The organism is Streptomyces sp. NPDC059909 (assembly GCF_042730885.1).
GTDB lineage: Bacteria > Actinomycetota > Actinomycetes > Streptomycetales > Streptomycetaceae > Streptomyces.
Genome location: NZ_JBHWKX010000010.1, coordinates 12,814 through 38,579 on the forward strand (window position 1 = coordinate 12,814; position 25,766 = coordinate 38,579).

A 25,766-nucleotide genomic window follows, 5' to 3' on the forward strand; every position below is an offset into this window, starting at 1 on the left:
CGGGCAGGGCCCGCACACGATAACCGGCGAGCCGTCAGATGGGCACTACCGTGCGGGTCCCGTACGTCCGGCGAGCAGACCGTCCACCGCCCGGGCGAAGACGCGCCGGGCCGCCCGTGCGAGCAGGGGGTCCGCCGCGCGCGGCAGCCCCCGCACCCGCAGCTCCTCCGTCCACGTCACCAAGGTCCCGCCGGACGCCTCCCGCACCTCGATCTCCGCCCACCCGAGCACGGCCCGGCCGCGTTTCTCCAGCCGGCAGAGCCCGGGCCGCCCGGCCCCCGGTGGCTCCCAGCGCACGATCTCCATCGGATCGTCGAAGCCCACCGGGCCCACACCCGTGCGGGCCGTGAACCGGCCGCCCTCGGCCATGGACCCCGCAGTCGGCACCGAGATCCGCGTGAGCGGCACCTGTGCCGCGTGGGCGGGCCAGTCGGTGAGCCGCCGCCAAGCCTCACCGGCCGGCAGCGGCGTCGTGCGGACGACCCGGAAGACGGTCATTCCGGGGGCTCGGCCGGCTCGCCCGCCACCACCAGGTGCGGCAGATGCTCCGCGATCTCCGCCCGCGCCTCCGCCGGCAGCCCCGCATCCGTGACCAGGGTGTCGACCTCGTCCAGCCGGGCGAACGAACTCAGCCCCACCGTCCCCCACTTGGTGTGGTCGGCCACGACCACCACCCGCCGCGCCGACCGGACGAACCGCCGGTTCGTCTCCGCCTCCGCCAGGTTCGGCGTCGACAGCCCTGCCTCGACGGAGATGCCGTGCACCCCGAGGAAGAGCACGTCGAAGTGGAGCGATCGGATCGCCTGGTCCGCGACCGGGCCCACGAGCGAGTCGGAGGGCGTGCGCACGCCACCGGTGAGCACCACCGTCGCCGCCCCGGCCCGCTGACCGCTCGCCGCGCCCGCCCGCTGTGCCGCGTGGAAAACATCGGCGACCCGCACCGAGTTCGTCACCACCGTGAGATCGGGGACGTCGACGAGATGCTGTGCCAGGGCGTAGGTCGTGGTCCCGCCGGAGAGCGCGATCGCGCTGCCCGGGACCACCATCGCCGCGGCCGCCCGCGCGATGTCCTCCTTCGCGCTGAGCTCCAGTGACGACTTGGCCTCGAAGCCCGGTTCGTGCGTGCTGGCCTCGACCACGGGCACCGCGCCGCCGTGCACCTTCTCGATGACACCCTGCCGGGCGAGGGCGTCGAGATCCCGGCGCACGGTCATGTCGGAGACGTTCAGCTTGCGGGTGAGCTCGTTGACCCGTACGCCGCCCCGTCGCCGTACCTCGTCGAGGATCAGGGCGCGCCGCTGTTCCGCGAGGAGGTTCTGATTGTCGCTCACCGCCCGGGCCGGTCCTTCCGTTTCGACTTCTTCGACTTCGCCGCATCACCGCTGTTCATCAGGGCTGCTCATCCTGCCACGCCCCGTTCGCGACGGGTGGGGGGAGATTCGGTGAGAACGGTGCGGTGCGGCCCATGATCGGGGATTCTGGTCGCGCGCCGATCATCCCACCAGAGAGCGAGTCACAGAAGTGTCCCCTGCCACCCCGGTCCCGGCCGACCCGGTCCCGGCCGACCCGGTCCAGCAGCGCGGCGGTGCCGCGCTGGAGCTGCTGGTCCACGGCGTCGGCGGGGCCACCCCGCAGGACATGCTCGACGATCCCCGTACGGTCCGGATCACCGGCGACGCGACCGCCGCCGTGTACCGGCGGCCCGAGGACGCCGACGCCGAGAACCACCCCGAGCGGTACGGGAACGGGCCCGTCCCCGAGGCGTACTGCTGGTCCAACCTCACCTCGGGGAACGGCGCCCGCGCGCTCTGGCTGCTGCTCCTGCCGTTCATGGTGGGCAATCTGGCCCACTGGATGCGGCCCACGACCAAGGGTCCCGCGAGGGCGGTCCGCTTCTACGGGATGCTCGTACGGCTCGTGGCGCTGAGCCTCACCGCCCTGCTCACCGCCGCCGCCTGCGAGGTGGCGCTCGATCTGACCGCCTGGCAGTGCGCAGGCTCGGCCGCCTGCTCGGCGAACCGCTCCTGGCTCGGTTTCCTCTCCGCCGCGGGCGACGGCTGGTGGACGCAGCCGGGACGCCGCCTCTCGCTCGCGGCGCTGGTGCCGGCCGGTCTGGTGGGGCTGCTCTGGTACCTCTCCAACCGCACGTGGAGCGCGTACGAGTCGCAGCGCCCGCCCAACATCACCACGACGCAGGACGCGGACAAGGATGACGAGCAGGGCGCGGACAAGGGCCAGGAGAAGAACGGCGAGAACGGCGAGGACGGTGAGCAACACACCGCGCGGGACGCGGAATCGGCGGTTCACCCCGCGCTCGGGCGACCCGGCTTCTGGTACGGCCGGCGCGTCGTCGCCCGGCTTCGGGCCGCGCACACCGGCGCCGGCTTCCTGGTCATCGCCGCCGCCGTCGCCGGGGCGGCCGCACGCCACGACCGCAGCGCCGACACACTCGCCCTCGAGGTCGCGGGCTGGGCGCTGGAGTCGGTACTCGTCCTCGCCGGGGCCGTCGTCGTCGGCGTCGTCTTCCGCCGGGGCCGCAGCGAGAAGGTCATCGACAACCGCATCGACCACGCCGTCGTCAGCTGGCTGCCCGGCGTCTCCCTCGGCCTGCTCGCCCTGTCGATGCTGTACGCGTCCTGGTCGCGGCCGGGCTGGGTCTCCCACGGCACCCTCCCCGGCGACACCGCCTTCCGCGTCATCACCCTCGCCCAGGGGGGCCTGATCGTCGCCCTCGCCGTCACCGCGCACGTCCTGTACCGCCGGGTCCGGCACTCCCGTACCGCGATGTACGGCATGGGCGGCCCCGCGGTCGCGCTGCTCGCCTGTGCCCTGGGCGGTGTCATGACCGGTGGGGTCGCCCAGCGCGTCGCCGACTGGCTGGACGGCGCCGGCACCCCCGGCGTGGGCGGAGGGCCCATCGTCGGACCGCCGGTGCTGCTGAGCTGGCAGGCGTCCGTCATCCCCGTACTGCTGTTCCTGCTGCTCGCCCCGCTCGCGGCCCTCGGCGTACGGACCTGGCGAACCGCCCGGGCCCTCGCCGCCCGGGTCGAGGGGGACTACCCGGACGAGCGGCCCGACGAGGTCCGTACCCGGCGGATCGCCGGCACCAGGGCGAGGGCGGCGCTCACCGACGCCGCTCCCACCGTCATCGGCATCGTCTGCGTGGCGACCCTGCTGCTCGGAGCGGGCGCGGTGGTCGGTGCCTGGGTGAGCGGCGATGTCCCGGGGGAGGCGTTCCAGCGTGCCCACCCGGTCGTGGAGGCCGCCGCCGAAGCCGCCCAGACCCTCGGCTCCTGGCTCGTCGGGCTCGGCTTCCTCCTCTTCGTCACCTGGGGCCGGCGGGCGTACCGCGACGCATCCGCCCGCCGCACCATCGGCATCCTCTGGGACGTCGGCACGTTCTGGCCGCGCGCCGCGCACCCCTTCGCCCCGCCCTGCTACGCCGAGCGCGCCGTGCCCGACCTCACCTGGCGGATGGCCTCCTGGACCGGCAGCACCGGCGGACGGCTCGTCATCTCCGGCCACTCGCAGGGCAGTGTGCTGGCCGCCGCCGCGGTCTGGCAGCTCCCGCCGGGCACCCGGCACCGGGTCGCCCTGCTCACCTACGGTTCCCCGCTGGAGCGGCTCTACGGCCGCTGGTTCCCCGCCTACTTCGGGCCCGCCCCGCTGCGCGCGCTCCACCAGGAGCTGCACTGCTGGCGCAACCTCTGGCGGCACACCGACCCGATCGGCGGCCCGGTCCGGGTCCCCGCCGAGGACGGCAAGCCCGAGGTCGACCGGGAAGCCCTCAAGGACCCGGTCGTGTACGGGCGTACGGACACGCATCCGCTGCCGGAGCCCGTCCTCGGGCACTCCGACTACCAGGCCGACCCGGCCTTCGCCCAGGAGCGCGAGGAGCTTCTGGACCGGCTGCCACCCCCACTGCCGCGCCAGCGCGGAGGGACGGCCGGCGAGGGCGGCGGGACCACCGTCGACAGCGACGGCGCGGCAGCGGCCGGCGGGACCCTGCGGACTCAGGGCAGTTCGGGCAGGTCCTCGGGATAGAGCAGGGTCAGGTCGTCGGTGCTCACCTCGGTGAGCTCGGCGACCCGGCCCGCGTGCCGCTCCACCATCGACTCGAAGGTCTGCCGCGCGGTCCGGCCGTTGCCGAACGCGGGCCCCTTCGGCAGCGCCGTGAAGTACTTGTGCAGCGCCTCGGCCGTGCCGTCGGCCAGCCGGTACTCGTGCTCCTCGGCCTGTTGCTCCACGATCCGCAGCAGCTCGTCCGGGACGTAGTCGCTGAAGGTGATGGTGCGTGAGAAGCGGGACGCCACACCGGGGTTGACGGACAGGAACCGCTCCATCTCCGCCGTGTACCCGGCGACGATGACCACGACCGCGTCCCGGTGGTCCTCCATCAGCTTCACCAGGGTGTCGATGGCCTCGCGGCCGAAGTCGCGTCCGGAGTCCTCGGGGGAGAGCGCGTACGCCTCGTCGATGAACAGCACCCCGCCGCGTGCCCGGTCGAAGGCCTCCTGCGTGCGGATCGCGGTCGAGCCGATGTGCTCACCGACCAGGTCCACCCGGGACACCTCGACGAGATGCCCGCGCTCCAGCACCCCGAGCGACGCCAGGATCTCGCCGTACAGGCGGGCGACCGTCGTCTTGCCGGTGCCGGGGGAGCCGGTGAAGACCAGATGACGGCGGACGGAGGCGGCCTTCAGGCCCGCCTCCTGGCGCCGCCTGCCGACCTCGATCATGTTCGTGAGCGTACGGACCTCCCGCTTGACACTCTCCAGGCCGACCAGGCCGTCGAGTTCACCGAGCACGGCGGCCGACGCACGGACGGGGGACGCCGCGTCCGCCTCGGGAGCGGGCGCGGGGCCGGGCGCGGGCTCGGCGACGCGCTGTCCGGGGATCGTGCCCAGCAGTCCGCCGGACGAGCGGTCGGCCGGGGGCGTCGTCAGCACCGCCGGTGTCCGCCGCGGTGCGGACCGTACGCCGCTCTCGTCGCTGGTGCAGTCCTCCACGACGAGGCCCTCTGCGGGGAACTCGTAGCCACCGCGCGCACATCGCTCGGTGCGGCAGCGGGTCAGCGTCGTACGGCAGCCGTCCGTCACATGGAAGCCGTAGCCGCCGCTGCCGGTCACCCGGCAGCCGTGGAACGTGCCGCGGCCTTCCGCGGAGACGTAGAAACCGGCCTCGGCGGGGGATGTCACCGTGCAGCGCTCGATCGACGGATCGGCGCCCTTGGTGACGATGACGCCCGTCTGGGCCTGGTCGATGGTGCAGTTGCTGAGCGTGCCGCCGCTTCCGTGGTCGCGGAACCACGCGCCCGTGGAGGCCTCCCGGATACGGCAGTCGTCGAGCTGGGCGGTGGCGCCGTCGCTGACCGACACCGCCGTGTTGCGCACCTGGGAAAGATCGCTGTCGACGACGTCGGCCCGCGATCCGCGGTCGAGGACGAAGAGGGCATCCGGAACATCGTGGACGCGGCACGAGTCGAGGACGACGGTCGCGCCGTCGCTGACCCAGACCGCCGGATAGTCGCCCGTACTGTCGTGGATCTCGCACTGGTTGGCGTCCACCCGGGTGCCCGGGTCCCACACCGACAGCCCGTTGCGGCCGAACCGCCGCACCGTCGACCGGGTCAGGGTGAGCACCGAACGGGACCGCAGATCCACCGCGTTCTCCGGAACGTCGTGGATGTCGCAGTCGGAGAGCGTGAGCACCGCGTCCGTGTCCAGGGTGATGCCGTCCGACGAAGTGCGGTGCACGCTGGAGTCGGTGAGATGGGCCGTGGCGCGCGAGGCGATCTGCACGCCCGTGCCCTTGATCTCGTACACCTCGCAGCCCAGCGCCTCCAGCGCAGTGGCCTCGCCGGTGACGCTCAGCCCCGCGCCTGAGGCGTGGTGCACCCGGCAGCGCTCCAGGCGTGGATGCGCGCCGCCCCGCACCGAGACGCCGGCCTGTCCGGCCGCGACGACCTCGCACTCCTCGAACACACCGCCCGCGCCGTCCAGGAGGCCGATGCCGACCCCGGCCGGATTGTCGACGGTGCACCGGCGCACGGTCGGGCGCGCCGCCCCACGCACCTCGATGCCCGCGGCGGACCGCGTGACGATCCGCAGGTCCGTCAGTTCCGGTGCGCCGTCCTCGACGAGCAGCGCGGGTGCCGCCGTGTCCTGGCCCTCGACATGAAGGTCCTGCACGGTCGCCGAGGCGCGCACGGTCAGGGGAACCCCTTCGGGCGGGGCGATCCGCACCGAGCCGACCGACCCCTCGGTCCCGCGCAGGGTCACGGCGCGCTGCACCACCAGATTCTCCCGGTACGTACCGGGCGCGACGGTGAGGACGTCACCGTCACCGGCGGCCTCGAGGGCTGCGGCGAGGGAGGCGTACTCGCCCGTGCGGCGCCGCCACCGCGATGTGCCGGTGTGCGTCACCTGGACCGTGCCCTGTGCCATGGTGCTGATCTGCCCCCACCCCGTCGGTCGACTGCCGTGCCACGCGTCGCACCACCGTAGCGCGCGCGGCGGGCGGGAGTTGACCGGTCAGCTGCCCGCGCCCGTACGGCCCCAGTCGGGACCGGCTTTCGCCCACGCACGGTCGAGCCGCGCATACCGCCGCTGTATCAGCCGCCATACGAACAACCGCCGTGCGCCCTCCACCGCACCGGCCGCGACGACGGCCGCGCCGAAGCCCGCGAGCACGGCGTGCGCCCGCGCGGTGTCCGTGTCCATGGGGCGGGTGACCGCGTTCCCCTCGTCGTCCGTCCATATCCGGAACGTGTCACCGGGGTCCGCCGTCCGGTTGCCGGTGGCCATCGTGCGGGTGTGCCGGCTGCCGTCCGCACCGGTCCACTCGGCGACCACCATCCGGCGGGACCGGTGGTCCATCCCCGCCTCCGGATCGGCCACGGCCTGCCGCGGCTTCGGCGCCGCGCGCAGCACCCGTGCCGTCGTGGCGTGCCGCTCCGCCCGCTGGGCGCGCACGGATTCGCGGAGCTCGGCGTCGGCCAACCCGCCGCAGAGCCACCCGGCGGCCGGCACCGCGAGGGTCAGCAGCAGGACGGCGGCCAGTGCCGCCCATGCCTCGACGAGATCGGTGGCGCGACGCAGGGGATTGTGCCGCCAGCGCCAGAGTCCGGTGATTGCGCGCACTGTCCCGCACCCCCTTCCCTCTCCGTCATAGACCCGTAGGGCAGCGCGTACGCGCGGGTGGAGCGAAGAGAGAGCAAGCTCACCCGTTCACCTACCCAACGTGCCGGGGTCCGCGCGAGGTTCCCCGGGGTGGCCGGCGGACGGGTGCCATGCTCGTGTCCGGAGAAACCGGGCAGCGATCGTCAGCCGCAACAGCCCGGGGCCGTCCAGTCCGCACCCGGTTTCCGACCGGCCGGCGTGGTGCGGGTTTGGGGACTCGGGAAGGCAGCCGATGATCGACGAGGCGCGGCTTAGCCGAGGATCCGTACGGGATCCCCGACCCGCACGGTGCCGGTGTGCTCAGGGACCAGGTTCTGGCCGAAGACCAGCCGGTCCCCGAAGCGGCGGTGCCGGGCGAGGGTGCGCAGCGGCTCCTTGCCGCGCTCCGCGGTCTGCTGGTCGGTGGTGGTCACGACACAGCGGCCGCACGGCTTGGCCACCCGGAAGCGGACCTCGCCCACCTGGATGCGCCTCCAGTCGTCCTCGGCCCACGGCGGTGTGCCGTCCACGACGAGATTGGGGCGGAAACGGTTCATGGGCAGCGGGCCTTCGTCGGCGTGGTCGCCCTGTGCGATGAGGGAGTTCAGTGCGTCGAGGGAGGCGACGGACGTGATGAGCAGCGGAAAGCCGTCGGCGAAGGACACCGTCTCGCCCGGCAGCGCGTAGTCGGGATCGACGGGGCGGCGGTGCGCCGGGTCGTCGAGGTGCATCAGCCGGACCGGCACGCCCAGGAACGCGCCGAACCATGCGTCGGAGGCGGCGCCGACGGGCACCGCCTCCACCTTCTCCCCAAAAAGCTCCACGACCGCCGTACCGACGGTCCCGGGCACCGCGACCGCCAGCGGCGCCAGGCCGGGCGCGGACAGCCGGACACCGCCGTCCGCGAGTGGCTCGGCAGAGGCCAAGGCCAGCCGGGCGTGCTGGCGTTGCGTGACCGCCCTGCCCGTCTGGTCGACGACCATCCAGCGGCGGTCACCCGCGAGGCCCCACGGCTCCACGACGGCAGCGTCCGGCGCGTATCCCGCGACGGATTTGACCGGGTGGACATGGACGGAACGGAGCACTGGATTCGGCATACAGTCATCCTGCCAGCAACACCGCGCGTCCCGCCGGGCGACGCCTGCCGCCCCGCTCGGAACCCGTCGGTCAGTACCCGCCGCCCTGGTACGGACGGTTGTACGGGTCCTCGTACGGAGCCGGGGTGGGCATCGGGCGCGGTGCCGCGGCCGGGCGCATCGACTCGTAGCCGCCCGCCATCGGACGGGCCATGGGCTGAGGCTGCGCGCCCGGGTAGCCGCGGGGGGCGGCCGGCTGCTGCGGGATGTACGGCGCGGGCGCCTGCTGAAGCGGGACGGGCTGCTGCATCGGCTGCGGGTAGCCGTACGAAGGCGCGGGAGTGGGGTGCGAGGGAGCCGCCGGGAGGGCGGGCAGCGCCGCGGGCAGCGCCGGCAGATAGCTGCCGACGGTGTCGTATGCGGCAGGCACTCGGATCGGGGCGATCTGAGGCGTGCCCCGCTCAGCGACCAGGGAGTCGTAGATCGGGGTGTCGGGGAACGACGGCGCGGCGTAGTAACCGCCGCCGTAGGTGGAGCGGGGGGAGGTCATGGCACATAAGTTAAGCCCACGATGTGCTGGTTGGGGAGCCCGATAAGAGGGTTGTTTGACGTGTTACAAGTGACCGTGGATCCCCAATGCGAGCGAATTCGGGAAAAACGGTCGTCGCGCGATGTCTAGATCGTGTAAAGGGCAAGCTGAGAAGGGGTTACCCACGGGTCGCGGGGGGCGCCGGGGCGACGCCGCGGCTAGGTTGTCGGCACGGAATTGTCCGGGCACGAGGACCCGTGATGGGGGCGAGAATGTCCATGCTCAAGGGAGCGAATGTTCCAGTACCCGCGCCGAGCGTTCATGTCGAGTTGGGCTGGCGTTCGGGAAACGGGGTACCCGACGTCGATGCGTCGGCCCTGCTGCTCGACTCCGGATCCGGAAAGGTCCGCTCCGACGCGGACTTCATCTTCTACAACCAGCCCCAACACGCCTCGGGCGCGGTGCGCCACGACGGCAAGCGCACCGCAGGGGGCGGGACGACCGACCGCCTCGTCGTCGACCTGAGCCGCGTCGAGCCGGCCATCGAGCGGATCGTCCTCGCCGCATCGGCGGACGGTGGCAGCTTCGGGCAGGTGCCGGGCCTCTATGTGCGCGTGCTCGACGCCGCCGGGGGCACGGAGATCGCGCGCTACGAGAGCCAGGACGCGACGGTCGAAACCGCCTTCATCCTCGGTGAGCTGTACCGGCGCCAGGGCGCGTGGAAGTTCCGCGCGGTCGGCCAGGGGTACGGGAGCGGACTCGAGGGCCTCGCGACCGACTTCGGCATCACGGTCGACGAACCCCAGCAGGCCGCGGCGCCCCCTGCCCCCGTAGCGGCCCCGGCGCCTCCGGTTGCGATGCCCGCTCCCGCGCCCGTGCCCCCGCCGGCGCCCATGGCCCCGCCTGCGCCCGCGGCGCCCCCCGCGCCCGTGCGCCTCACCAAGGTCACGCTGACGAAGGAGGCGCCGACCGTTTCGCTCAACAAACAGGGCGGCACATCCGGCGCCATGCGCGTCAACCTCAACTGGGAGGTGCGCAAGCAGTTCAAGGGCTGGGGCGCCAAGCTCGGCCGGGCCGTGGCCGTGCACTCCGATCTCGACCTCGACCTGTGCGCGCTCTTCGAGCTCACCGACGGCCGCAAGGGAGTCGTCCAGGCCCTCGGCAACGCGTACGGCGCGCTCCACCAGCCCCCGTACATCCATCTCGACGGCGACGACCGCACCGGCGCCGTGGCCACCGGCGAGAACCTCACCATCAACCTCGACCACAAGGACAAGCTCCGCCGCGTCGTCATCTTCGTCACCATCTACGAAGGCGCCCGCAGCTTCGCCGACCTCCACGCCACGGTCACCCTCCAGCCGCAGCACGGCGCCGCCATCGACTTCTCCCTCGACGAGTGCACCGTCCCTTCCACGGTCTGCGCCCTCGCCCTCCTCACCAACCAGGGCGGAGACCTCGTCGTCCAGCGCGAGGCGCGCTATCTCGTACCGGAGCGCGGTGTGAGCCCCCAGCGCACCATCGATTACGCCTACGGATGGGGCATGAACTGGACACCCGGCAGGAAGTGACCTACGCCCGGCGTCAACGGTCCGGTGCGGCTTCGGGACGGGCGTACGTACGCCCCTTCCAGGCCGCACCGCGTCCCCTGTAGTGCTGCACCGCCGAGTCGACCGTCATCAGGAGGTAGAGCAGGGCGGTGAACGGCAGCAGGGGAGCGAGCCACAGCGTCTGCCGGTAGTACCGCAGCATCGGCACGTACGTCCCGGTCATCACCGCCCACGCCAGGAACCCGGCCCAGCCCGCCACCGTGTCGCCGGGGGCGTCCGCACCGAACAGCCCGGCGCACACCGCGGCGGGCGGCGCGAGATACACCACCGCGAGCCCCGCCACCGTCCCCGCCAGCAGCAGCGGATTGTGCCGCAGCTGGGCGTAGGCGCTGCGCGACACCATCCGCCACAGATCCGCCAGCCGGGGATACGGGCGGATGCTGTCCACCCGCTCGGCGAGCCCCAGCCACACCCGGCCGCCGGCCCGCCGCACCGCCCGCGCCACCGCCACGTCGTCGATGACCGACTGCCGCACGGAGTCGGGGATCGCCGCCCGCTCGGCCGCGTCCGTGCGCAGCAGCACGCACCCACCCGCCGCGGCCGTCGTCCAGGCCCGCCTCCTGTTGATCCAGCGGAACGGATAGAGCTGGGCGAAGAAGTAGACGAAGGCCGGCACCACGAGCCGCTCCCAGGCCGTGGCGACCCGCAGCCGCGCCATCTGGGATACGAGGTCGAGGCCGTTGGTGCGGGCCGCCGCCACCAGCTCGCACAGGCTGTCCGGCTCATGCGCGATATCGGCGTCGGTGAGCAGCAGATACTCAGGTCCCCGGCTCCGCGCGAGCGCGATGCCGTGCCGCAGCGCCCACAGCTTGCCCGTCCAGCCCGGTTCCGGTTCACCCGGCGAGGTCACGGTCAGCGGCAGCCCCTCGTACCGCACGGACAGCTTGCGGGCGAGTTCGCCCGTACCGTCCGTGCTGCCGTCGTCGACGAGGATCACCTCCGCCTCGCCCGGATAGGACTGCCGCAGCAGCGACGGCAGGCTCTCGGGCAGGACCCCGGCCTCGTCCCTGGCCGGTACGACGATCACGACGGACGGCCAGGGCAGCGGCGCCGTACGCCGCGGCAGCCGCTGGTCCGTACGCCAGAAGAAGCCCTGCCCCAGCAGCAGCCACAGCCACGCGGCCAGGGACCCCACGGCGATCCACGCAATGGTGCTCATTCGCCGCAGTGTGCCCCACATTGGCGGGACCGCAAGGGCCGTCGGCTAGGGTGACCGGGTGAAGATCGCGCTCATCGACTCCGGAATCGGTCTGCTGGCGGCGGCCGCCGCGGTGCGCCGGCTGCGGCCGGACGCGGATCTGGTCCTCTCCTCCGACCCCGACGGGATGCCCTGGGGCCCGCGCACGCCGGACGACGTGACCGAGCACGCGCTCGCCACCGCCCGCGCCGCCGCCGCCCACCGCCCCGACGCGCTGATCGTCGCCTGCAACACCGCATCCGTGCACGCGCTGCCCGCGCTGCGCGCCGAACTGGAGCCCGGCCTGCCCGTCATCGGTACGGTCCCCGCGATAAAGCCCGCCGCCGCGGGCGGCGGCCGCGTCGCCATCTGGGCCACCCCCGCCACCACCGGCAGCCCCTACCAGCGCGGCCTCATCCGCGACTTCGCCGACGGCGCCGACGTCACCGAGGTCCCCTGCCCCGGACTCGCGGCCGCCGTCGAGCAGGCCGACGAGGACGCCATCGACCGTTCCGTCGCCGCGGCGGCCGAACTCACTCCGATGGACGTACGCGCGGTGGTCCTCGGCTGCACCCACTACGAGCTCGTCGCCGAGCGCATCCGTACCGCCGTCTCCGCGGGCCGCCCGGACGGGCTGCCGCCGGTCGCGCTACATGGCTCCGCCGGGGCCGTCGCCGCCCAGGCCCTGCGCCGCATCGACGCCAGGCCCGAGCCCGCCGCCACCCCGACCACCCGGCTGACCGTGCTGCTCAGCGGGCGTGAGGGAGCACTGCCCGGGGCGGCGCTGACGTACGCCGAGGGCCGGCTGCTCGGCGCCGTGAATCCGGTCACTCCCGCGCACTGAGCAGACCGCGGCGCGAGCCGGACGGTCCCCGTTCCTGCCTGCGACGACGGGGGTGCGCCAGGCTGCCGCGGTCGCGTTTCCCGGGCGCCGGGAGCCGGTGCCACGCGAGCGGAACGTGAGTACGCTGCTACGCATGACGGACCAGCCTCGAACCGAGGGGCAGGCCGCTGAGCCACTGCCCGAGATCTGGACCGGCCGCGCGCGCAACCGCATCCAATGGGTACTCGCGGCCGCCGGTGCGGGCTGCATGGCGCTCGGCATCGAACTCGCCGTCGACTCACCCTGGACCTCGGGCGTCATCGCGCTCCTGATGTCGGTGATCGGCTGCGTCGCGGCCGGGCTGCTGATGCTCTTCGGCACCCTTGCCTTCGTTCATGTCGCGGTCACCGTGGACCACGAGGCCCTGGAGGTGCGCTGCGGTCACATCGGCGTGCCCCGCCGGAGGATCCCCCTCGCGTCCGTGGTGGGCGCCGAGTTCGTCCCCAGGGTCTGCCCACGCCAATGGGGAGGCTGGGGCTATCGCTGGCGCCCCGAGAAGGGCACGGCCGTCATCGTGCGCCGCGGCGAGGGCATCGTCCTGCGACTCGGCGACGGCAGGACCTTCACGGTCACCGTCGACGATGCCGAGTCCGCGGTACGGGTGATCCGCCACCGACTGCGCCTGGCCGCGACGGGGACGGCGGCAGGGGCCTGAGGCCCCGGGGATCCCCGCCCACCTGCCCGGCCGGCGTCAGGCCGGATGACGGGTGTCCTGAGCGGCGTCCTTCGGTCCGGCGCTGCGCGCCGGGGGCAACGGAGTGAAGGGGAACGCGTCCGGGGCCGGGAAGCCGTCCGCGGCCGGGCGGGCCGTGGCCAGGCCGGCGAGAAGACCGGCGCCCGCGGTGACCGGCGTGAAGCTCAGCGGATTGCCGACGGTTGCCAGCGCGGCGAGCGCCGTGAGCGCGGCACCCGCGCTCAGGACCACCGCCGTGGACCGCGACGAGCGCCACAGGCCGTACAGCATCCAGCAGTACAGCGCCCCCAGCAGCCCCGCGCCCACGAACCCCTGCTCCGCCGCCTGCTGCAGCGGGGCCGAGTGCGGCTTGCCGTCGGAGTACAGCGACTCCTGCACCGTCGGGCTCAGATCGCCGAACCGGTCGGGGCCCGCGCCGAGCACCGGATGCTGCTCCGCGAGGGCGGCCGCGTCGTGCCACAGCTGCACCCGGTGCTGGGTGAGCTGCCCCTGGAGCGAGACCGTGAGCCCGTCCGGCAGCGCATCCTGCGCCATCGCCCATGAGCCGCCCGTCATGAGCGCCGTGGCCAGCGCGAAGCCCGCGAGCCCCAGCAGCCGGCGGCGCATCCGGGCCGCCGCAAGCGAACACAGCAGCACGCCGAGGGCCGCCGCGAACCCCGCGACCGAGCCGAGCACGAGCGACGTACAGACGACGGCGACGGCCAGCAGCCGGAGCACGAGGCGGACGGCCAGTGGCCGGGCCGCCGACGCGGCGCAGCACGCCGCTCCCGTCGCCAGGACCAGCAACGCGGCGGCCGCACCCGTGGATCCCGGCGGGGCCGGCGCCATGGTCATCACCCCCGGCATCCCGTGCGGCAAGGCGATCGCCAGGCCGAGCCCGCCGAGCGCGGCGGCGGCCGCGGCACTCACCGGCAGCAGCGTTCCGCAGATCCGCCCGCACGCGTACCCCGCGGCGACGGCCAGCACGGCGAGCAGCACCCCCTCGGGGCGTGCGTCCCGGCCGGCCGCACTGACCAGCGCCCAGGCCGCGCAGCAGCCGAGGGCGGCGACACCGACGGCGTCGGGGGCGCTGCCCCGGTCCTGCCGCTCCCGGTCCCGTGACTCCCGGCCCTGCGGCTCCCGTTCCTCGTGCTCCCGTACGGCCGGCGACCGGCCCGGCGGTGCTGCCATCCCGTCGACCCCCCGACCTGTGACGGGCCCTGTCTGCCGCCTGTTGGAAGGGCAGGGGGACAGGACTGGCGCACACGGTAACGGCAGGGACGAGGGTTTGTGGATGGATTGCGCAGGAACTGTGTCCCTGGGGCTTCGGTCTGCGGACCACCGCCGGGTCCGCCGACCCCCGTCGAGGGTGGCCCGCACTGGGCCGCACTGCCGTCCATCCATCCCGCGCCCGTAGACTCCGGCACGTGAGCGCGACCATGACCTCCGTCGAGACCGAGCAGCCCGTCCAAGCCCCCCGAGACCGGGCCCACCGGCTGCTGCGGCGGCTCGTACGGCCCGGCGCGGCCGCACTGTCCGGGGTGCTGCTCTTCCTGAGCTTCCCGCCGCGGCCCCTGTGGTGGCTGACGCTGCCCGGCTTCGCGCTGCTCGGCTGGTGCCTGCGAGGGCGCCGCTGGCGCGCGGCCCTCGGCCTCGGGTATCTCTCCGGCCTCGGCTTCCTGCTCCCGCTGCTCGTGTGGACCGGCGAGGAGGTCGGAGCCGGCCCGTGGCTCGCGCTCGCCGCCGTCGAGGCGCTCTTCATCGCCGTCACCTGTGTGGGCATCGCCCTCGTGAGCCGGCTGCCGTGGTGGCCGGTGTGGGGCGCGGCCGTCTGGATCCTCGGCGAGGGCGTCCGCGCACGTGTGCCGTTCGGCGGCTTCCCCTGGGGCAAGATCGCCTTCGGTCAGGCGGACAGTGTCTTCCTGCCGCTCGCCGCGGTGGGGGGCACGCCCGTGCTCGGCTTCGGCGTCGTCCTGTGCGGCTTCGGGCTGTACGAGACCGGGCGGCGGATCGTGGCGTACCGGAGGACCGGCGAACTGCCCCGTGGCCCTCTCGCGGCAGCGGCGCTCACCGTCCTCGTGCCCGTCACCGCCGCGCTCGCCGCACTGCCGCTCGTCGACGACTCGGCCGAGGACGGCACCGCGACCGTCGCCGCGATCCAGGGCAATGTGCCGCGCCTCGGACTCGACTTCAACTCACAGCGCCGCGCGGTCCTCGACAACCACGCGCGCCGCACCGAGCAGCTCGCGGCCGACGTCGCGGCGGGCAAGGTGGCCAAGCCCGACTTCGTCCTGTGGCCGGAGAACTCCTCCGACCTGGACCCGTACCGCAACGGTGACGCGCGCCTCGTGATCGACGAGGCCGTGAGGAAGATCGGCGCGCCCACCGTGATCGGCGCGGTCGTCACCCCGGAGACCGGCAAACTCCGCAACACCCTGATCGAGTGGGACCCGGAGCGCGGCCCCGTCGCCACGTACGACAAGCGGCACGTCCAGCCGTTCGGCGAGTACATCCCGATGCGGTCCTTCGTCCGGGTCTTCAACTCGAACGTCGACCGCGTCCGCCGCGACTTCGGCCCCGGGCACAAGGTGGGCGTCTTCGACCTCGCCGGCACCAAGGTGGGCCTCGCCACCTGCTACGAGGCCGCCTTCGACTGGGCGGTCCGGGACACCGTCACGCACGGTGCCCAGCTCATCTCCGTGCCCAGCAACAACGCGACCTTCGGGCGCAGCGAGATGACGTACCAGCAGCTGGCGATGTCGCGGGTACGGGCCGTCGAGCACGGCCGTGCCGTCGTCGTCCCGGTCACGAGCGGCGTCAGCGCGGTGATCCGCCCGGACGGGAAGATCGTCCAGCAGACGAAGATGTTCACCCCCGACGCCCTGGTCGCCGAGGTCCCGCTCCGCTCCTCGCTGACCCCCGCGACCCGCATGGGCACGCTGCCCGAGGGCGTCCTGGCCGCGCTCGCGGCGGGCGCGCTCGGCTGGGTGGGCTACGCGCGCATCCGGGCCGGCGGACGCGGGCGCCAGGAAGACTGAAGCCGACGGGCCGACGAGCCCTGAGGCCCCTGGTGGCGTTGCGCGCCACCAGGGGCCGTTGGGCCCGCTCAGCCGCCCGCCCCGAGCTCTTCCCGCGTGCGGACCGTGTACGGATGCTCGGGTCCCAGCACCGCCGACTGATGCGGCAGCAGCTCCGCGAGAAGTGCCCGCGCCTCCTCCCTTCGCCCCGCACGCAGGAGTGCATCGGCGAGCCGGGCCCGTGACGCCAGCGTGCCCGGATGCCGTGCCCCGTTGCGCTCCGACTGCTCGGCGACAGTGGCGCGCAACAGTGTCACCGCCTCGGCCGTATGCTCCCCACCCACTCTGCCGAGCAGCTCGCCCAGCCGCGAACGTGCGTCGAGCACATCCGGGTGGTCCGGTCCGAGCACCCGCACGCGCTCGTCGAGCACCTCGCGCAGCAGGGCGGCACCGGCCGCGGGGTCGCCGGCCTCCGCCGTCCACCAGGCCACGCCGAGCCGGGTCGTGAGCACCTCCGGATGACGTTCCGAGCCGTAGACCTCGGCCCGCTCGTCGAACAGGGCGGCCAGCTCGCTCGCGGCCCGCGCCGCATCGCCCAGTTCGCCGTGCAGCCAGGCCAGATTGTGCCGGGTGATCAGCGCGGTGGGGTGGCGCTCCCCGTTGACCCGTCGCTGGTCGTCGAGAAGCGCGACATGCAGCCGCAGCGCTTCCTCGCGGTCGCCGAGTTCCCAGGTGAAGCGAGCGATGTTCAGCCGCACCAGCAGCGTGTCCGGGTGGTCGGCGCTCTTGTGGTGTTCCACCACGGGCAGCAGCTCGTGGTAGGCGTCCAGGGCCTCCCGCAGACGCCCCGCTTCGGCGGTGAACTTGCAGATGTTCATTCTGCTGAACATCACCTGCTCGTCCGCCTCGCCGAAGACCCCGATGCGGTCGCGCAACAGTTCCTCGTGCAACACGAGGGCTTCCTCCTGCCGTCCGGTGCGCCCGTACCAGTACGCGATGTAGTGGCGGCTCTCCAGGACGTCCTTGTGCTTGTGCCCCAGTACCCGTGTCTGGTGCGGCAGCAGCTCTTCGTGGAGCCGCAGGCCCTCCGCCATCGCTCCGCCGCGCCCGGTCCAGTACGCGATGTGGTGGCGGGTCTCCAGCGTGCGGCGGTCGTCGGGGCCGAACACCCGCAACTGGTCGGCGAGCAGCGCGGAGTGCAGCTCGACGGCCTCCGCGAAGCTCCCGGTCTGGCCCGCCGCGTAGGCGATGCGGTGCCGGCTCTCCAGCAGATCCTCGTCGTCGGTGCCGAGCACCCGGGACTGGACGGCGAGCACGTCCTCGTACATGGCGCGGGAACGCCGGTACGAGCCCGCGCGCCCGGCCCAGTACGCGGCCCGCTGACGCGCCCGGAGCGTCGTCGGGTGCTCGGGGCCCGGCCTGCCCGGCTGCGCGAGCCGGGCGCACCAGGCCTCCCAGCGGTCGCGGTTGGCGGCAGCGTCGCCCGAGCCCCGTTGCTCCAGGCTGTCGAGCAGCCGGTCGTACGCCCCCGTCTCCCACAGGTGGACCGGCTCGGCCTCGCGGGCGTAGTCGTGCAACGGATCTCCTTGCCTGTGTTGGTCCATGGGGGCCATTCCCACCAAGGCTTCGGCGAGCGCGTGGTGTCCTTCGGCGAGCGACAGCCCGTGCTCGAAGTGCTCGATGTGCTCGACGAGGGTCTGGTGGTCGATGCCGATCACCTCCACCGCCGGGGCACCGGAATCGTCCGCGTACCCGAAGTCCTCGGGGCGGCCGTGACCGTCTGAGCCGGCGGACACCCGCACGCGGCTCAGCAGCCCCGGAAGCAGCGCCAGGACCTCGTCCAGCGCAGTGTCCGACTCGGGCCCGCCGAGCAGTCGCGCGCCCTCGCGCAGCAGCGAGCGGGGCAGAACCGGACCCTGGCCCGCTGCGCCGAGCACGGTGAGCACGGCGTCGACCCACTCCTCCCGGCCGTCGGGCGCCCGCTTGCGGGCACGGCCCAGCGCCTCCTCGTACAGCTCGTCCTCGGTCGGCAGGTCTCCGGCCTCGGCACCATAGGTGACCAGCAGACTCGCGATCTGCCAGTTCCCCGCGGCCCTGCGGAGGAGATCCGCGCGCCCCTCCGGGTCGTACGCCTGTGCGTCGAGGAAACCGCCGAGCTCGCGTTCGGTGGCCGGAGGGAGGATGACGGTGTGCCATTCCGGCGGCAGGTCCAGTCCGTCGCGCGCCGTCACCACGATCCCGAACCAGTCGGGGGCCGCCTCGACCAGCCGGCACAGGGCGTCGGCGAGCCGGCGGAGCACGCTCGGCTCGAGCTGGTCGAGCCCGTCGACGGCGATCCGTACCGGCGCTGCCTCGTCTGCGCGGCTGTACCGCCGCAACGGCTCGGCCACCAGCCGGAGTTCCGGCGGCATCTGGTCGCGCTCCGGCTTCGCCACCTCCTGGTGGAAGGCGGCCACGGCATCGGCGAACCCCGGGAGATACTGCTCCAGTTGGCGGCCGATCCGTGCGAGCACGCTGTCGTCGACCGAATCGGCGGTCAGATGGGCGAGGGCGGGGACCGACAACCGGGCGGTATGCGGGAGCAGTTCGGGCCGGCACAGTGCGGCTGTCAGCAGGCTCTTGCCGTGCCCCTTGCGCCCCACGACCGCGACCGCGCGGTGTCCGGTCGCGGCCGTGATCACCTCCGTCAGATGCGCGGGCTTCTGGAACCACCGCAGATGCTGGAGCTGGGCCTTCCCGGGCGCGGTGCTCGCGAGCACGCTGTACGGGCGCAGATGCGCGACGTTTTGGGCGATCCAGTGCTGCCGGACGGGCCCCCGCTCATCGCTGTAACTGCCGCCGTGGCGCAGCGTCTGCGGCTGCTGCCCGCGCACGGTGAGGCCCGCCGCCCAGCGCACGTCGTCGTCGTAGAGACTCTCGCCGAGCCGCGCGTCACCGTCGGCCAGAACCTTGTTGACACCCCGGACGAACGCCATGCCGTACGACGGCTGATCGCTGGAGGACGAGGTGATCAGTCCGATCTCCCGCCCTTGCTCCATCGACACGGGGATCCACTCGCGGGCGCCGGTCAGCGCGGCGACCCCCGACTCACAGGTGTCGACCACGACCGCGAGCGCGCGGACGTCCGTGTTGCGGGCGAGCCCGTCGCGCAGCCCCTCCGGCAGTGCGTACGCCGTCGTGGCGTCCGGGGACAGGGGAGTGTCGCGTACCGGGAAGAGGAATTCCTGGTCGCGCACGCCGACGCCGTGGCCGAGGAAGGCCAGCACCAGCGTGGCCCGTGCCCGTCCGGTGGAGGAGGCCGAGGCGGCGGAGGCGGCCGCGTGCGCGAAGGCACCGGCCACCGCGTCCCTCACCTCGTCCACGGAGCCGGGGTCGAGCAGGAGTCCGTCGCCGTGGGCGGGGGCGCAACGGCCCCGGTCGGGGTGGAGCAGCCACGACCGCAGCTGCTCGGCCTGTGCGGCAAGCTCGTCCAGATGGCGGCCCGGGGCGTCCCACTGCGACGCGACGACCAGTGCATAGCGCTTGTGCATTGGATCATTATCCAGGCAACCGAGGCTCCCGGGCGGGAAGTTGACCATCGGTCAGGACGGAAGCGATGCTGAGTCCGGCACCGGGACGGTCGGGCCGGGGTGAAGGTGGAGGGGGACGGGGCAGCGTGGCGGAAGTCGTACTCGTACATGGCATCGGGCCGGTCGACCAGCCTGCCGAGGAACTGCACACGGAGTGGGTGGCGGCCATCGCGGACACGCTGCGCGCGGCGGACGAGCACGCTCTCGCCGACGGGCTGGCACAGGGGCACGTGACGACGGCGATGGCGTACTACCGCGACCTGTTCAAGCCGTACGAACCCAAGGACAAATGGGATGACCCGCTGCCGGAGTCGATGGCCGGCACGGCCCAGAGGGTCGGCGAGGGTTTCCTCCTGAACGTGGAGGAGCACGCGGGCGATCCGGCCGACCGGGAGGAGGCGGCCCGCGAGCTGGCGGCGTTCCGTGAGCAGCTGGGGCCCGAGCAGGGGATGGCCGAGGTGCTGCGGCTGACGATCGGCAGCCTCGCGCGCTGCGGCGTCGTGGCCCGCGCCGGTTTCGCCGCGCTCAAGACCGTGCTGCTGCGCAATCTGGCACAGGTGGCCGCGTACCTCGACGACGAGGCGGTACGCGAGCGGGCGGTGGCGGCCGTGCTGACGGAGATCGGCCCCGAGACGAAGGCCGTCTACGCCCACTCGCTGGGGACGGTCGTCGCGTACGAGGCGATCCACCGGCTCGAGCGGTCGCAGTCGTTGCCGCTGCTGGTGACTTTCGGTTCGCCGCTCGGGCTGCGGACGATCGTCCGGGAGAGGGTGCGCCCGCAGCCGCCGTGCGCCCCGGAGGGGCTGGGGCGGTGGGTGAACGTCGCCGACCGCGACGACTACATCGTGGCCTCGCTCGAGCTGCGCAAGGTGCTGCTGGGGCCGCACGATGTGCTCGAGCCGACGCGCAGAGTGAGCAACCCGGGGCTGGACGCCCATCCTGCGGTCAAGTACCTGGGCCATCGCGAGACCGTGATGCCGCTCGTCGAGGCCCTGAAGGCGGCGCGCGGGATCACCGCATAGGGTCGGCGGTATGGGTACTCCTGATTTCATCAGTCGGATCCGGGCCAGCGCGGGCACCCAACTGCTGTATCTGCCGGGCGTCAGCGCGATCGTCTTCGACGACGAGGGACGGGTGCTGCTGGGGAGACGGGCCGACACCGGCAAGTGGTCGATCATCGGCGGCATCCCGGAGCCGGGGGAGCAGCCCGCGGCGGCGGCCGTGCGTGAGGTGTACGAGGAGACCGCGGTGCGTTGTGTCGCGGAGCGGGTCGTGCTCGTGCAGGCGCTGCCGAAGCCGGTGACGTACCCGAACGGCGACCAGTGCCAGTTCATGGACGTGTGCCTGCGCTGCCGTGCTGTCGGCGGCGAGGCGCGCGTCAATGACGAGGAGTCGCTGGAGGTGGGCTGGTTCTCGGTGGACGCGCTGCCGGAGCTGCAGGAGTTCGCCCTCTTCCGGATCAAGCAAGCGCTGAGCGATGGACCGACGTGGTTCGACGCCACCCTGCCTGAGTGACGTGGTTCGACGCCACTGAGCCTGAATGAACTGTGGGCGCTGCCCACATCGGTCGGTGCGTGAGCGCTGCCTAGGGTGCGGAACATGACCATGAATCCGGGTCCCGCCCCCCATGCCCTGGCGTCCACGCCCTCCGTCGGTCTCGCCCTCGACCTCGGTGGCCGTACCGCACTCGTCACCGGAGCGGCGGGTGGCATCGGCCGCGCCTGTGCGCTGCGGCTCGCGGCCGCCGGGGCCAAGGTCAGGGCCGTCGACAGGGATGCGGACGGACTCGACGCCCTCGTCGAGCAGTCCCTGGGGCCGGGGACAACGGGTTCCTTGGAACCGCACGTCCTCGACCTGACCGACCTCGACGCGGCGGAGGCGGCGGCCGCGGGTACCGACATCCTTGTCAACAACGCAGGGCTGCAGCTGGTGCGCCCCATCGAGGAGTTCCCGCCGGACGTCTTCCACACCGTGCTCACCGTCATGCTCGAGGCACCCTTCCGCCTGATCAGGGGCGCGCTCCCGCACATGTACGGGCAGGGGTGGGGCCGGATCGTGAACATCTCCTCCGTTCATGGGCTGCGGGCCTCGGCCTACAAGTCCGCGTATGTGTCCGCCAAACATGGTCTGGAGGGGCTCTCCAAGACCGCCGCGCTGGAGGGCGCCTCGCACGGGGTCACCTCCAACTGCGTCAATCCCGGCTATGTGCGCACCCCACTGGTCGAGAAGCAGGTCGCCGACCAGGCGGCGGCTCATGGTGTTCCCGAGGACCGGGTCGTCGCCGACATCCTGCTGAAGGACTCCGCGCTCAAGCGGCTCATCGAGCCGGAGGAGGTGGCCGAGGCGGTCGCCTATCTCTGCACGCCGCAGGCGTCCTTCATCACCGGCACGTCGCTGACGATGGACGGAGGCTGGTCGGCGCACTGAGGCGCGTCGCCCGGCGCGATGCCACTGACCCACTGCCGCCCCGGCACCGGACTCGTAACGGACTCATGCCGGCTCGTACCGGCCGGGGCGGTGGCGGGGGTGACGGAGTTGTCCACAGGGGCCGCGTCGTCCACAGGGGCTGGTGCGACCCCCCGCACGGCAGGTATCCCTGTGTTCATGTCCCACGATCAGGCCTCCTACCTGGAGCTCCTCGCCCGCGGCGCCGCCGCGGAGGCGTACGACCGGCCCCTGCTGCTCGCCCGTGCGAGCGGCGCGGCCCCCGAGACGCTGTCCGGGCTGGAGCATGCCAAGCAGCTCGCGCTGCGCGTGCGCGCCGAGCTGGAGGGCCGGCGGCGCCGCGAGGCCGAGCTGTCGGCGCTCTTCGAGACCGCGCACGATCTCGCGGGTCTGCGCGACCTCGACGCGGTCCTCCGGGCCATTGTGCAGCGCGCCCGTTCGCTGCTCGGCACGGAGGTGGCGTATCTCAGCCTCAACGACCCGGCCGCCGGCGACACGTACATGCGTGTCACGGAAGGCTCGGTCTCGGCGCGGTTCCAGCAGCTGCGGCTCGGTATGGGGGAGGGGCTCGGCGGACTCGTCGCCCAGACCGCCCGACCGTATGTGACCGACAGCTATTTCGACGACGAACGCTTCCAGCACACCCGCGCCATCGACTCGGGCGTGCGGGACGAGGGCCTTGTCGCGATCCTCGGCGTACCGCTGATGCTCGGCAGCCAGGTGATCGGCGTGCTCTTCGCCGCCGATCGCCGCGCCCGCGTCTTCGAGCGCGAGCAGGTGGCGCTGCTCGGCTCGTTCGCCGCCCATGCCGCGGTCGCCATCGACACCGCCAACCTGCTCGCCGAGACCCGCACCGCGCTCGCCGAGCTGGAGCGGGCCAACGAGATCATCCGTGACCACAGTGCCGTCATCGAGCGCGCCTCGGACGTGCACGACCGGCTCACGGAGCTCGTGCTGCACGGCGGCGGTGTCCACGATGTCGCCGACGCACTCTCCGAGGTCCTCGACGGCACCGTCGAGTTCGCCGACCCCGCCGCACCCTGGCTCGCCGCGCTGCAACTGGACGGCACCGACGGCCACGCGATCGCGCATGCCGACGACTGGGTGGCCGCGGTGTCCGCCGGTGGCGAGCTGCTGGGCGCGCTCGTCCTGCACGGCCAGCCGTCCCTCGATCCCGTCGACCGGCGCACGCTGGAGCGGGCCGCCATGGTGACGTCCCTCCTGCTGCTGGCCCGGCGCTCCGCCGGCGAGGCCGAGCAGCGGGTGCGGGGCGAACTGCTCGACGACCTCCTCGACGCCCCCGACCGCGATCCCCGGCTGCTACGGGACCGGGCGATCCGGCTCCACGCCGACCTGGACGCCCCGCATGTGGTGCTCGCCGCCCGGATCGACGCCCACCCCACAGGGGACAGCGCGGAGCGCGCCACCGCCGACCGTCAGCGCCTCGCCTCCGCCGCCGCCCACCTCGCGGCCACCCGCCACGGCCTCGCCGCGGCCCGCGACGGCGGAGCCGTTCTGCTGCTGCCGCTCGGCCCCACGGGCAGCGCCACCGAGCTCGCCCGCCAGACCGCCGGACAACTCGGCGGCACCCTCCGCGAGCCCGTCACCGTCGGCGCTTCGTCCCCGGTCCAGACCCCCGCCACCGCCCGTGGCGCGACAGCCACCGCCTACGCCGAAGCGCGCCGCTGCGTCGAGGCCCTGCGGCTGCTGCGCCGCTCCGGAGAGGGCGCGGCGGCCGAGGACCTGGGCTTCCTCGGCCTGCTCCTCGCCGACACACGCGACATCGAGGGCTTCGTCCAGCGCACGCTCGGCCCGGTCGCGGACTACGACGAACGGCGCGGCACGGACCTGGTGCGCACGCTCGACGCGTACTTCGCGAGCGGCATGAGCCCTGCCCGTACGAAGGACGAGCTCCACGTCCACGTCAACACGGTGGCGCAGCGGCTCGAGCGCATAGGACGGCTCCTCGGGGACGACTGGCAGTCACCGGCCCGCGCCCTGGAGCTCCAGCTGGCACTCCAGCTGCACGCGATATCGGCGGCCGTCGCCCGCTGACGGCTCGGAGCGATCCGCGTGCCCGCCGACGGCACGCAGCGCGATGGCACGCAGCGAGCCGCGTGGAACGCTGCTTCACAGCGTTCCACGCGGCTCGGATGCTCTGCCTGCGGATCCTGCCCTGGCTCAGGCCGTAGTCGGCGCGTCGGCGGTCGCCACCGCGTCGTGCGACGCGTCACGGCTGCCCTGCCCTGCCGCGACATCGGCCAGGTCCCGGTCACGGGTCTCCCGGGCGCAGACGATGGCGACGATCGTCAGCAGTGCGGCGGCGATCACGTAGAGGGCGATCGGCGTCGAGCTGCCGTAGTTGTTGAGCAGCGCGGTCGCGATCAGCGGGGCCGGCGCACCGGCCGCCACCGAGGAGAACTGGGCGCCGATCGAAGCGCCCGAGTAGCGCATGCGCGTCGCGAACATCTCGGAGAAGAACGCCGCCTGTGGTGCGTACATCGCGCCGTGCAGCACCAGTCCGACGGTGACGGCCAGCAGCAGGCTGCCGAACGACTTGGAGTCGATGAGCGTGAAGAACGGGAACATCCACAGGCCCACGCCGACGGCCCCGATCAGATACACGGGCCGCCGCCCGATCCGGTCCGACAGCGCACCCCACGCCGGAATGACCGCGAAGTGCACCGCGGAAGCGATGAGGACCGCATTGAGGGCGGTCTGCTTGCTGAGCCCGACCTGGGTGGTCGCGTAGACGAGGATGAAGGCGGTGATCACGTAGTAGCTGATGTTCTCGGCCATCCGCGCGCCCATCGCGATCAGTACGTCGCGCCAGTGGTGCCGCAGCACCGCCACGAGTGGCATCTTCTCGGCAATCCCCGCGGCGGCCTTCCGCTCCTCGGCCTGGGCCCTTGCCGCCTTGAACACGGGCGATTCATCGACAGACAGACGAATCCACAAACCGACGATCACCAGCACCCCGGAGAGCAGGAACGGTATGCGCCAGCCCCACGACGTGAACGCGGCGTCCGACATCAGCGCGGTCAGCGCCGACAGCACACCGGTCGCCAGCAACTGCCCGGCCGGCGCCCCGGTCTGCGGCCACGAGGCCCAGAACCCACGCCGCCTGGCGTCCCCGTGCTCCGACACCAGCAGCACGGCCCCGCCCCACTCACCGCCGAGCGCGAACCCCTGCACCAGCCGCAGAACGGTCAGCAGCACGGGAGCGGCCGAGCCGATCGTCGCGTAGGTCGGCAGCAGCCCGATCGCGAACGTGGCCCCGCCCATCAGCAGGAGACTCAGCACCAGCAGCTTCTTGCGCCCGAGCCGGTCTCCGTAGTGCCCGAACACCAGCGCCCCGAGCGGCCGCGCGGCGAAGCCGACGGCGTACGTCAGGAACGCCAGCAGGGTCCCGACCAGGGGATCCTGCTCCGGAAAGAACAGCTTGTTGAAGACCAGCGCCGCCGCCGATCCATAGAGGAAGAAGTCGTACCACTCGATGGTGGTGCCGATGAGGCTCGCGGCGACGATGCGCTTGAGCGAGCCGGGGGCGGGTGGAGCGGTTGCCGAGGCGGTCATGGATACCACTTCCGAGCGGAGACGGGGACGATTTCGTGTCGCCACACCGTAGAA

At 72.9% G+C, this 25,766-nt stretch carries 19 protein-coding genes; 9 read left to right on the forward strand and 10 right to left on the reverse strand.

What is annotated here, in order from left to right:
- Window positions 1-45: 45 nt before the first annotated feature.
- Entirely contained in the window at window positions 46-498 is a 453-nt protein-coding gene (locus ACFV9O_RS09840; RefSeq protein ID WP_385414718.1) for an SRPBCC family protein, read from the reverse strand.
- A complete protein-coding gene (locus tag ACFV9O_RS09845) occupies window positions 495-1,331 on the reverse strand; it encodes a DeoR/GlpR family DNA-binding transcription regulator (protein WP_385414721.1) in 837 nt (278 codons plus the stop codon). Before ACFV9O_RS09845 ends, ACFV9O_RS09840 begins: the two co-directional genes overlap by 4 nt.
- 190 nt (window positions 1,332-1,521) lie before the next feature.
- Between ACFV9O_RS09845 and ACFV9O_RS09850 the strand changes: the two genes are divergently transcribed.
- Window positions 1,522-4,044 carry a hypothetical protein gene (locus ACFV9O_RS09850; protein ID WP_385414724.1) on the forward strand — a complete coding sequence of 841 codons (2,523 nt, stop codon included), beginning with the start codon at window positions 1,522-1,524 and terminating at the stop codon, window positions 4,042-4,044.
- On the opposite strand, the gene ACFV9O_RS09855 is transcribed toward ACFV9O_RS09850, so the two are convergent.
- The 4 genes from ACFV9O_RS09855 to ACFV9O_RS09870 form a co-directional block, all read right to left on the reverse strand.
- On the reverse strand, window positions 4,014-6,446 hold the full coding sequence (locus ACFV9O_RS09855) for a right-handed parallel beta-helix repeat-containing protein (protein WP_385414725.1): 2,433 nt from the start codon (window positions 6,444-6,446) through the stop codon (window positions 4,014-4,016). The two genes, ACFV9O_RS09850 and ACFV9O_RS09855, sit on opposite strands and share 31 nt — an antisense overlap.
- An 87-nt stretch (window positions 6,447-6,533) precedes the next feature.
- Entirely contained in the window at window positions 6,534-7,142 is a 609-nt protein-coding gene (locus ACFV9O_RS09860) for a hypothetical protein (protein WP_385414728.1), read from the reverse strand.
- Window positions 7,143-7,432: 290 nt separating this feature from the next.
- On the reverse strand, window positions 7,433-8,257 hold the full coding sequence (locus ACFV9O_RS09865; RefSeq protein ID WP_385414731.1) for an MOSC domain-containing protein: 825 nt from the start codon (window positions 8,255-8,257) through the stop codon (window positions 7,433-7,435).
- 70 nt (window positions 8,258-8,327) lie between these two features.
- Window positions 8,328-8,786, reverse strand: coding sequence for a DUF6643 family protein (locus tag ACFV9O_RS09870; RefSeq protein WP_385414733.1), 459 nt, complete (start codon window positions 8,784-8,786; stop codon window positions 8,328-8,330).
- A 251-nt stretch (window positions 8,787-9,037) separates the two neighbouring features.
- On the opposite strand from ACFV9O_RS09870, the gene ACFV9O_RS09875 reads away from it, so the two are divergent.
- On the forward strand, window positions 9,038-10,333 hold the full coding sequence (locus ACFV9O_RS09875; protein ID WP_385414736.1) for a TerD family protein: 1,296 nt from the start codon (window positions 9,038-9,040) through the stop codon (window positions 10,331-10,333).
- A gap of 13 nt (window positions 10,334-10,346) precedes the next feature.
- Here ACFV9O_RS09875 and ACFV9O_RS09880 read toward each other — a convergent pair whose 3' ends face one another.
- On the reverse strand, window positions 10,347-11,531 hold the full coding sequence (locus ACFV9O_RS09880; RefSeq protein ID WP_385414737.1) for a glycosyltransferase: 1,185 nt from the start codon (window positions 11,529-11,531) through the stop codon (window positions 10,347-10,349).
- A gap of 58 nt (window positions 11,532-11,589) precedes the next feature.
- On the opposite strand from ACFV9O_RS09880, the gene ACFV9O_RS09885 reads away from it, so the two are divergent.
- Both ACFV9O_RS09885 and ACFV9O_RS09890 read left to right on the forward strand, forming a co-directional pair.
- Window positions 11,590-12,393 carry a glutamate racemase gene (locus ACFV9O_RS09885; protein WP_385414740.1) on the forward strand — a complete coding sequence of 268 codons (804 nt, stop codon included), beginning with the start codon at window positions 11,590-11,592 and terminating at the stop codon, window positions 12,391-12,393.
- A gap of 133 nt (window positions 12,394-12,526) precedes the next feature.
- Window positions 12,527-13,087 carry a hypothetical protein gene (locus tag ACFV9O_RS09890; protein WP_385414743.1) on the forward strand — a complete coding sequence of 187 codons (561 nt, stop codon included), beginning with the start codon at window positions 12,527-12,529 and terminating at the stop codon, window positions 13,085-13,087.
- Window positions 13,088-13,123: 36 nt separating this feature from the next.
- Here the strand turns inward: ACFV9O_RS09890 and ACFV9O_RS09895 are convergent, their stop codons facing one another.
- On the reverse strand, window positions 13,124-14,296 hold the full coding sequence (locus ACFV9O_RS09895; protein ID WP_385414744.1) for an O-antigen ligase family protein: 1,173 nt from the start codon (window positions 14,294-14,296) through the stop codon (window positions 13,124-13,126).
- A gap of 236 nt (window positions 14,297-14,532) precedes the next feature.
- Here ACFV9O_RS09895 and lnt point away from each other — a divergent pair, with 236 nt between their 5' ends.
- Window positions 14,533-16,143 (forward strand): apolipoprotein N-acyltransferase, encoded by a 1,611-nt coding sequence (lnt, locus tag ACFV9O_RS09900; protein WP_385414747.1) that lies wholly within the window; start codon window positions 14,533-14,535, stop codon window positions 16,141-16,143.
- Between the two features lie 68 nt (window positions 16,144-16,211).
- On the opposite strand, the gene ACFV9O_RS09905 is transcribed toward lnt, so the two are convergent.
- Complete coding sequence (locus ACFV9O_RS09905) at window positions 16,212-19,652, reverse strand: tetratricopeptide repeat protein (RefSeq protein ID WP_385414750.1); 3,441 nt, start codon at window positions 19,650-19,652, stop codon at window positions 16,212-16,214.
- A 125-nt stretch (window positions 19,653-19,777) separates the two neighbouring features.
- Between ACFV9O_RS09905 and ACFV9O_RS09910 the strand changes: the two genes are divergently transcribed.
- From ACFV9O_RS09910 to ACFV9O_RS09925, 4 genes are all read left to right on the forward strand, one after another.
- Entirely contained in the window at window positions 19,778-20,713 is a 936-nt protein-coding gene (locus ACFV9O_RS09910) for a hypothetical protein (RefSeq protein ID WP_385414753.1), read from the forward strand.
- Window positions 20,714-20,723: 10 nt separating this feature from the next.
- Window positions 20,724-21,206, forward strand: coding sequence for an NUDIX domain-containing protein (locus ACFV9O_RS09915; RefSeq protein ID WP_385414754.1), 483 nt, complete (start codon window positions 20,724-20,726; stop codon window positions 21,204-21,206).
- Window positions 21,207-21,290: 84 nt separating this feature from the next.
- Window positions 21,291-22,118, forward strand: coding sequence for a 3-hydroxybutyrate dehydrogenase (locus ACFV9O_RS09920; RefSeq protein WP_385414756.1), 828 nt, complete (start codon window positions 21,291-21,293; stop codon window positions 22,116-22,118).
- A gap of 177 nt (window positions 22,119-22,295) precedes the next feature.
- A complete protein-coding gene (locus ACFV9O_RS09925; RefSeq protein WP_385414759.1) occupies window positions 22,296-24,191 on the forward strand; it encodes a helix-turn-helix domain-containing protein in 1,896 nt (631 codons plus the stop codon).
- A gap of 126 nt (window positions 24,192-24,317) precedes the next feature.
- Here ACFV9O_RS09925 and ACFV9O_RS09930 read toward each other — a convergent pair whose 3' ends face one another.
- Window positions 24,318-25,712 (reverse strand): MFS transporter, encoded by a 1,395-nt coding sequence (locus ACFV9O_RS09930; RefSeq protein WP_385414762.1) that lies wholly within the window; start codon window positions 25,710-25,712, stop codon window positions 24,318-24,320.
- Window positions 25,713-25,766: the final 54 nt, after the last annotated feature.

Bases quoted from the DNA above. Each gene is read 5' to 3' on its own strand.
- ACFV9O_RS09840 (WP_385414718.1), bottom strand. From the start codon at position 498: ATGACCGTCTTCCGGGTCGTCCGCACGACGCCGCTGCCGGCCGGTGAG.
- ACFV9O_RS09855 (WP_385414725.1), bottom strand. From the start codon at position 6,446: ATGGCACAGGGCACGGTCCAGGTGACGCACACCGGCACATCGCGGTGG.
- ACFV9O_RS09865 (WP_385414731.1), bottom strand. From the start codon at position 8,257: ATGCCGAATCCAGTGCTCCGTTCCGTCCATGTCCACCCGGTCAAATCC.
- ACFV9O_RS09870 (WP_385414733.1), bottom strand. From the start codon at position 8,786: ATGACCTCCCCCCGCTCCACCTACGGCGGCGGTTACTACGCCGCGCCG.
- ACFV9O_RS09875 (WP_385414736.1), top strand. From the start codon at position 9,038: ATGTCCATGCTCAAGGGAGCGAATGTTCCAGTACCCGCGCCGAGCGTT.
- ACFV9O_RS09880 (WP_385414737.1), bottom strand. From the start codon at position 11,531: ATGAGCACCATTGCGTGGATCGCCGTGGGGTCCCTGGCCGCGTGGCTG.
- ACFV9O_RS09890 (WP_385414743.1), top strand. From the start codon at position 12,527: ATGACGGACCAGCCTCGAACCGAGGGGCAGGCCGCTGAGCCACTGCCC.
- ACFV9O_RS09895 (WP_385414744.1), bottom strand. From the start codon at position 14,296: ATGGCAGCACCGCCGGGCCGGTCGCCGGCCGTACGGGAGCACGAGGAA.
- ACFV9O_RS09905 (WP_385414750.1), bottom strand. From the start codon at position 19,652: ATGCACAAGCGCTATGCACTGGTCGTCGCGTCGCAGTGGGACGCCCCG.
- ACFV9O_RS09915 (WP_385414754.1), top strand. From the start codon at position 20,724: ATGGGTACTCCTGATTTCATCAGTCGGATCCGGGCCAGCGCGGGCACC.
- ACFV9O_RS09920 (WP_385414756.1), top strand. From the start codon at position 21,291: ATGACCATGAATCCGGGTCCCGCCCCCCATGCCCTGGCGTCCACGCCC.
- ACFV9O_RS09925 (WP_385414759.1), top strand. From the start codon at position 22,296: ATGTCCCACGATCAGGCCTCCTACCTGGAGCTCCTCGCCCGCGGCGCC.
- ACFV9O_RS09930 (WP_385414762.1), bottom strand. From the start codon at position 25,712: ATGACCGCCTCGGCAACCGCTCCACCCGCCCCCGGCTCGCTCAAGCGC.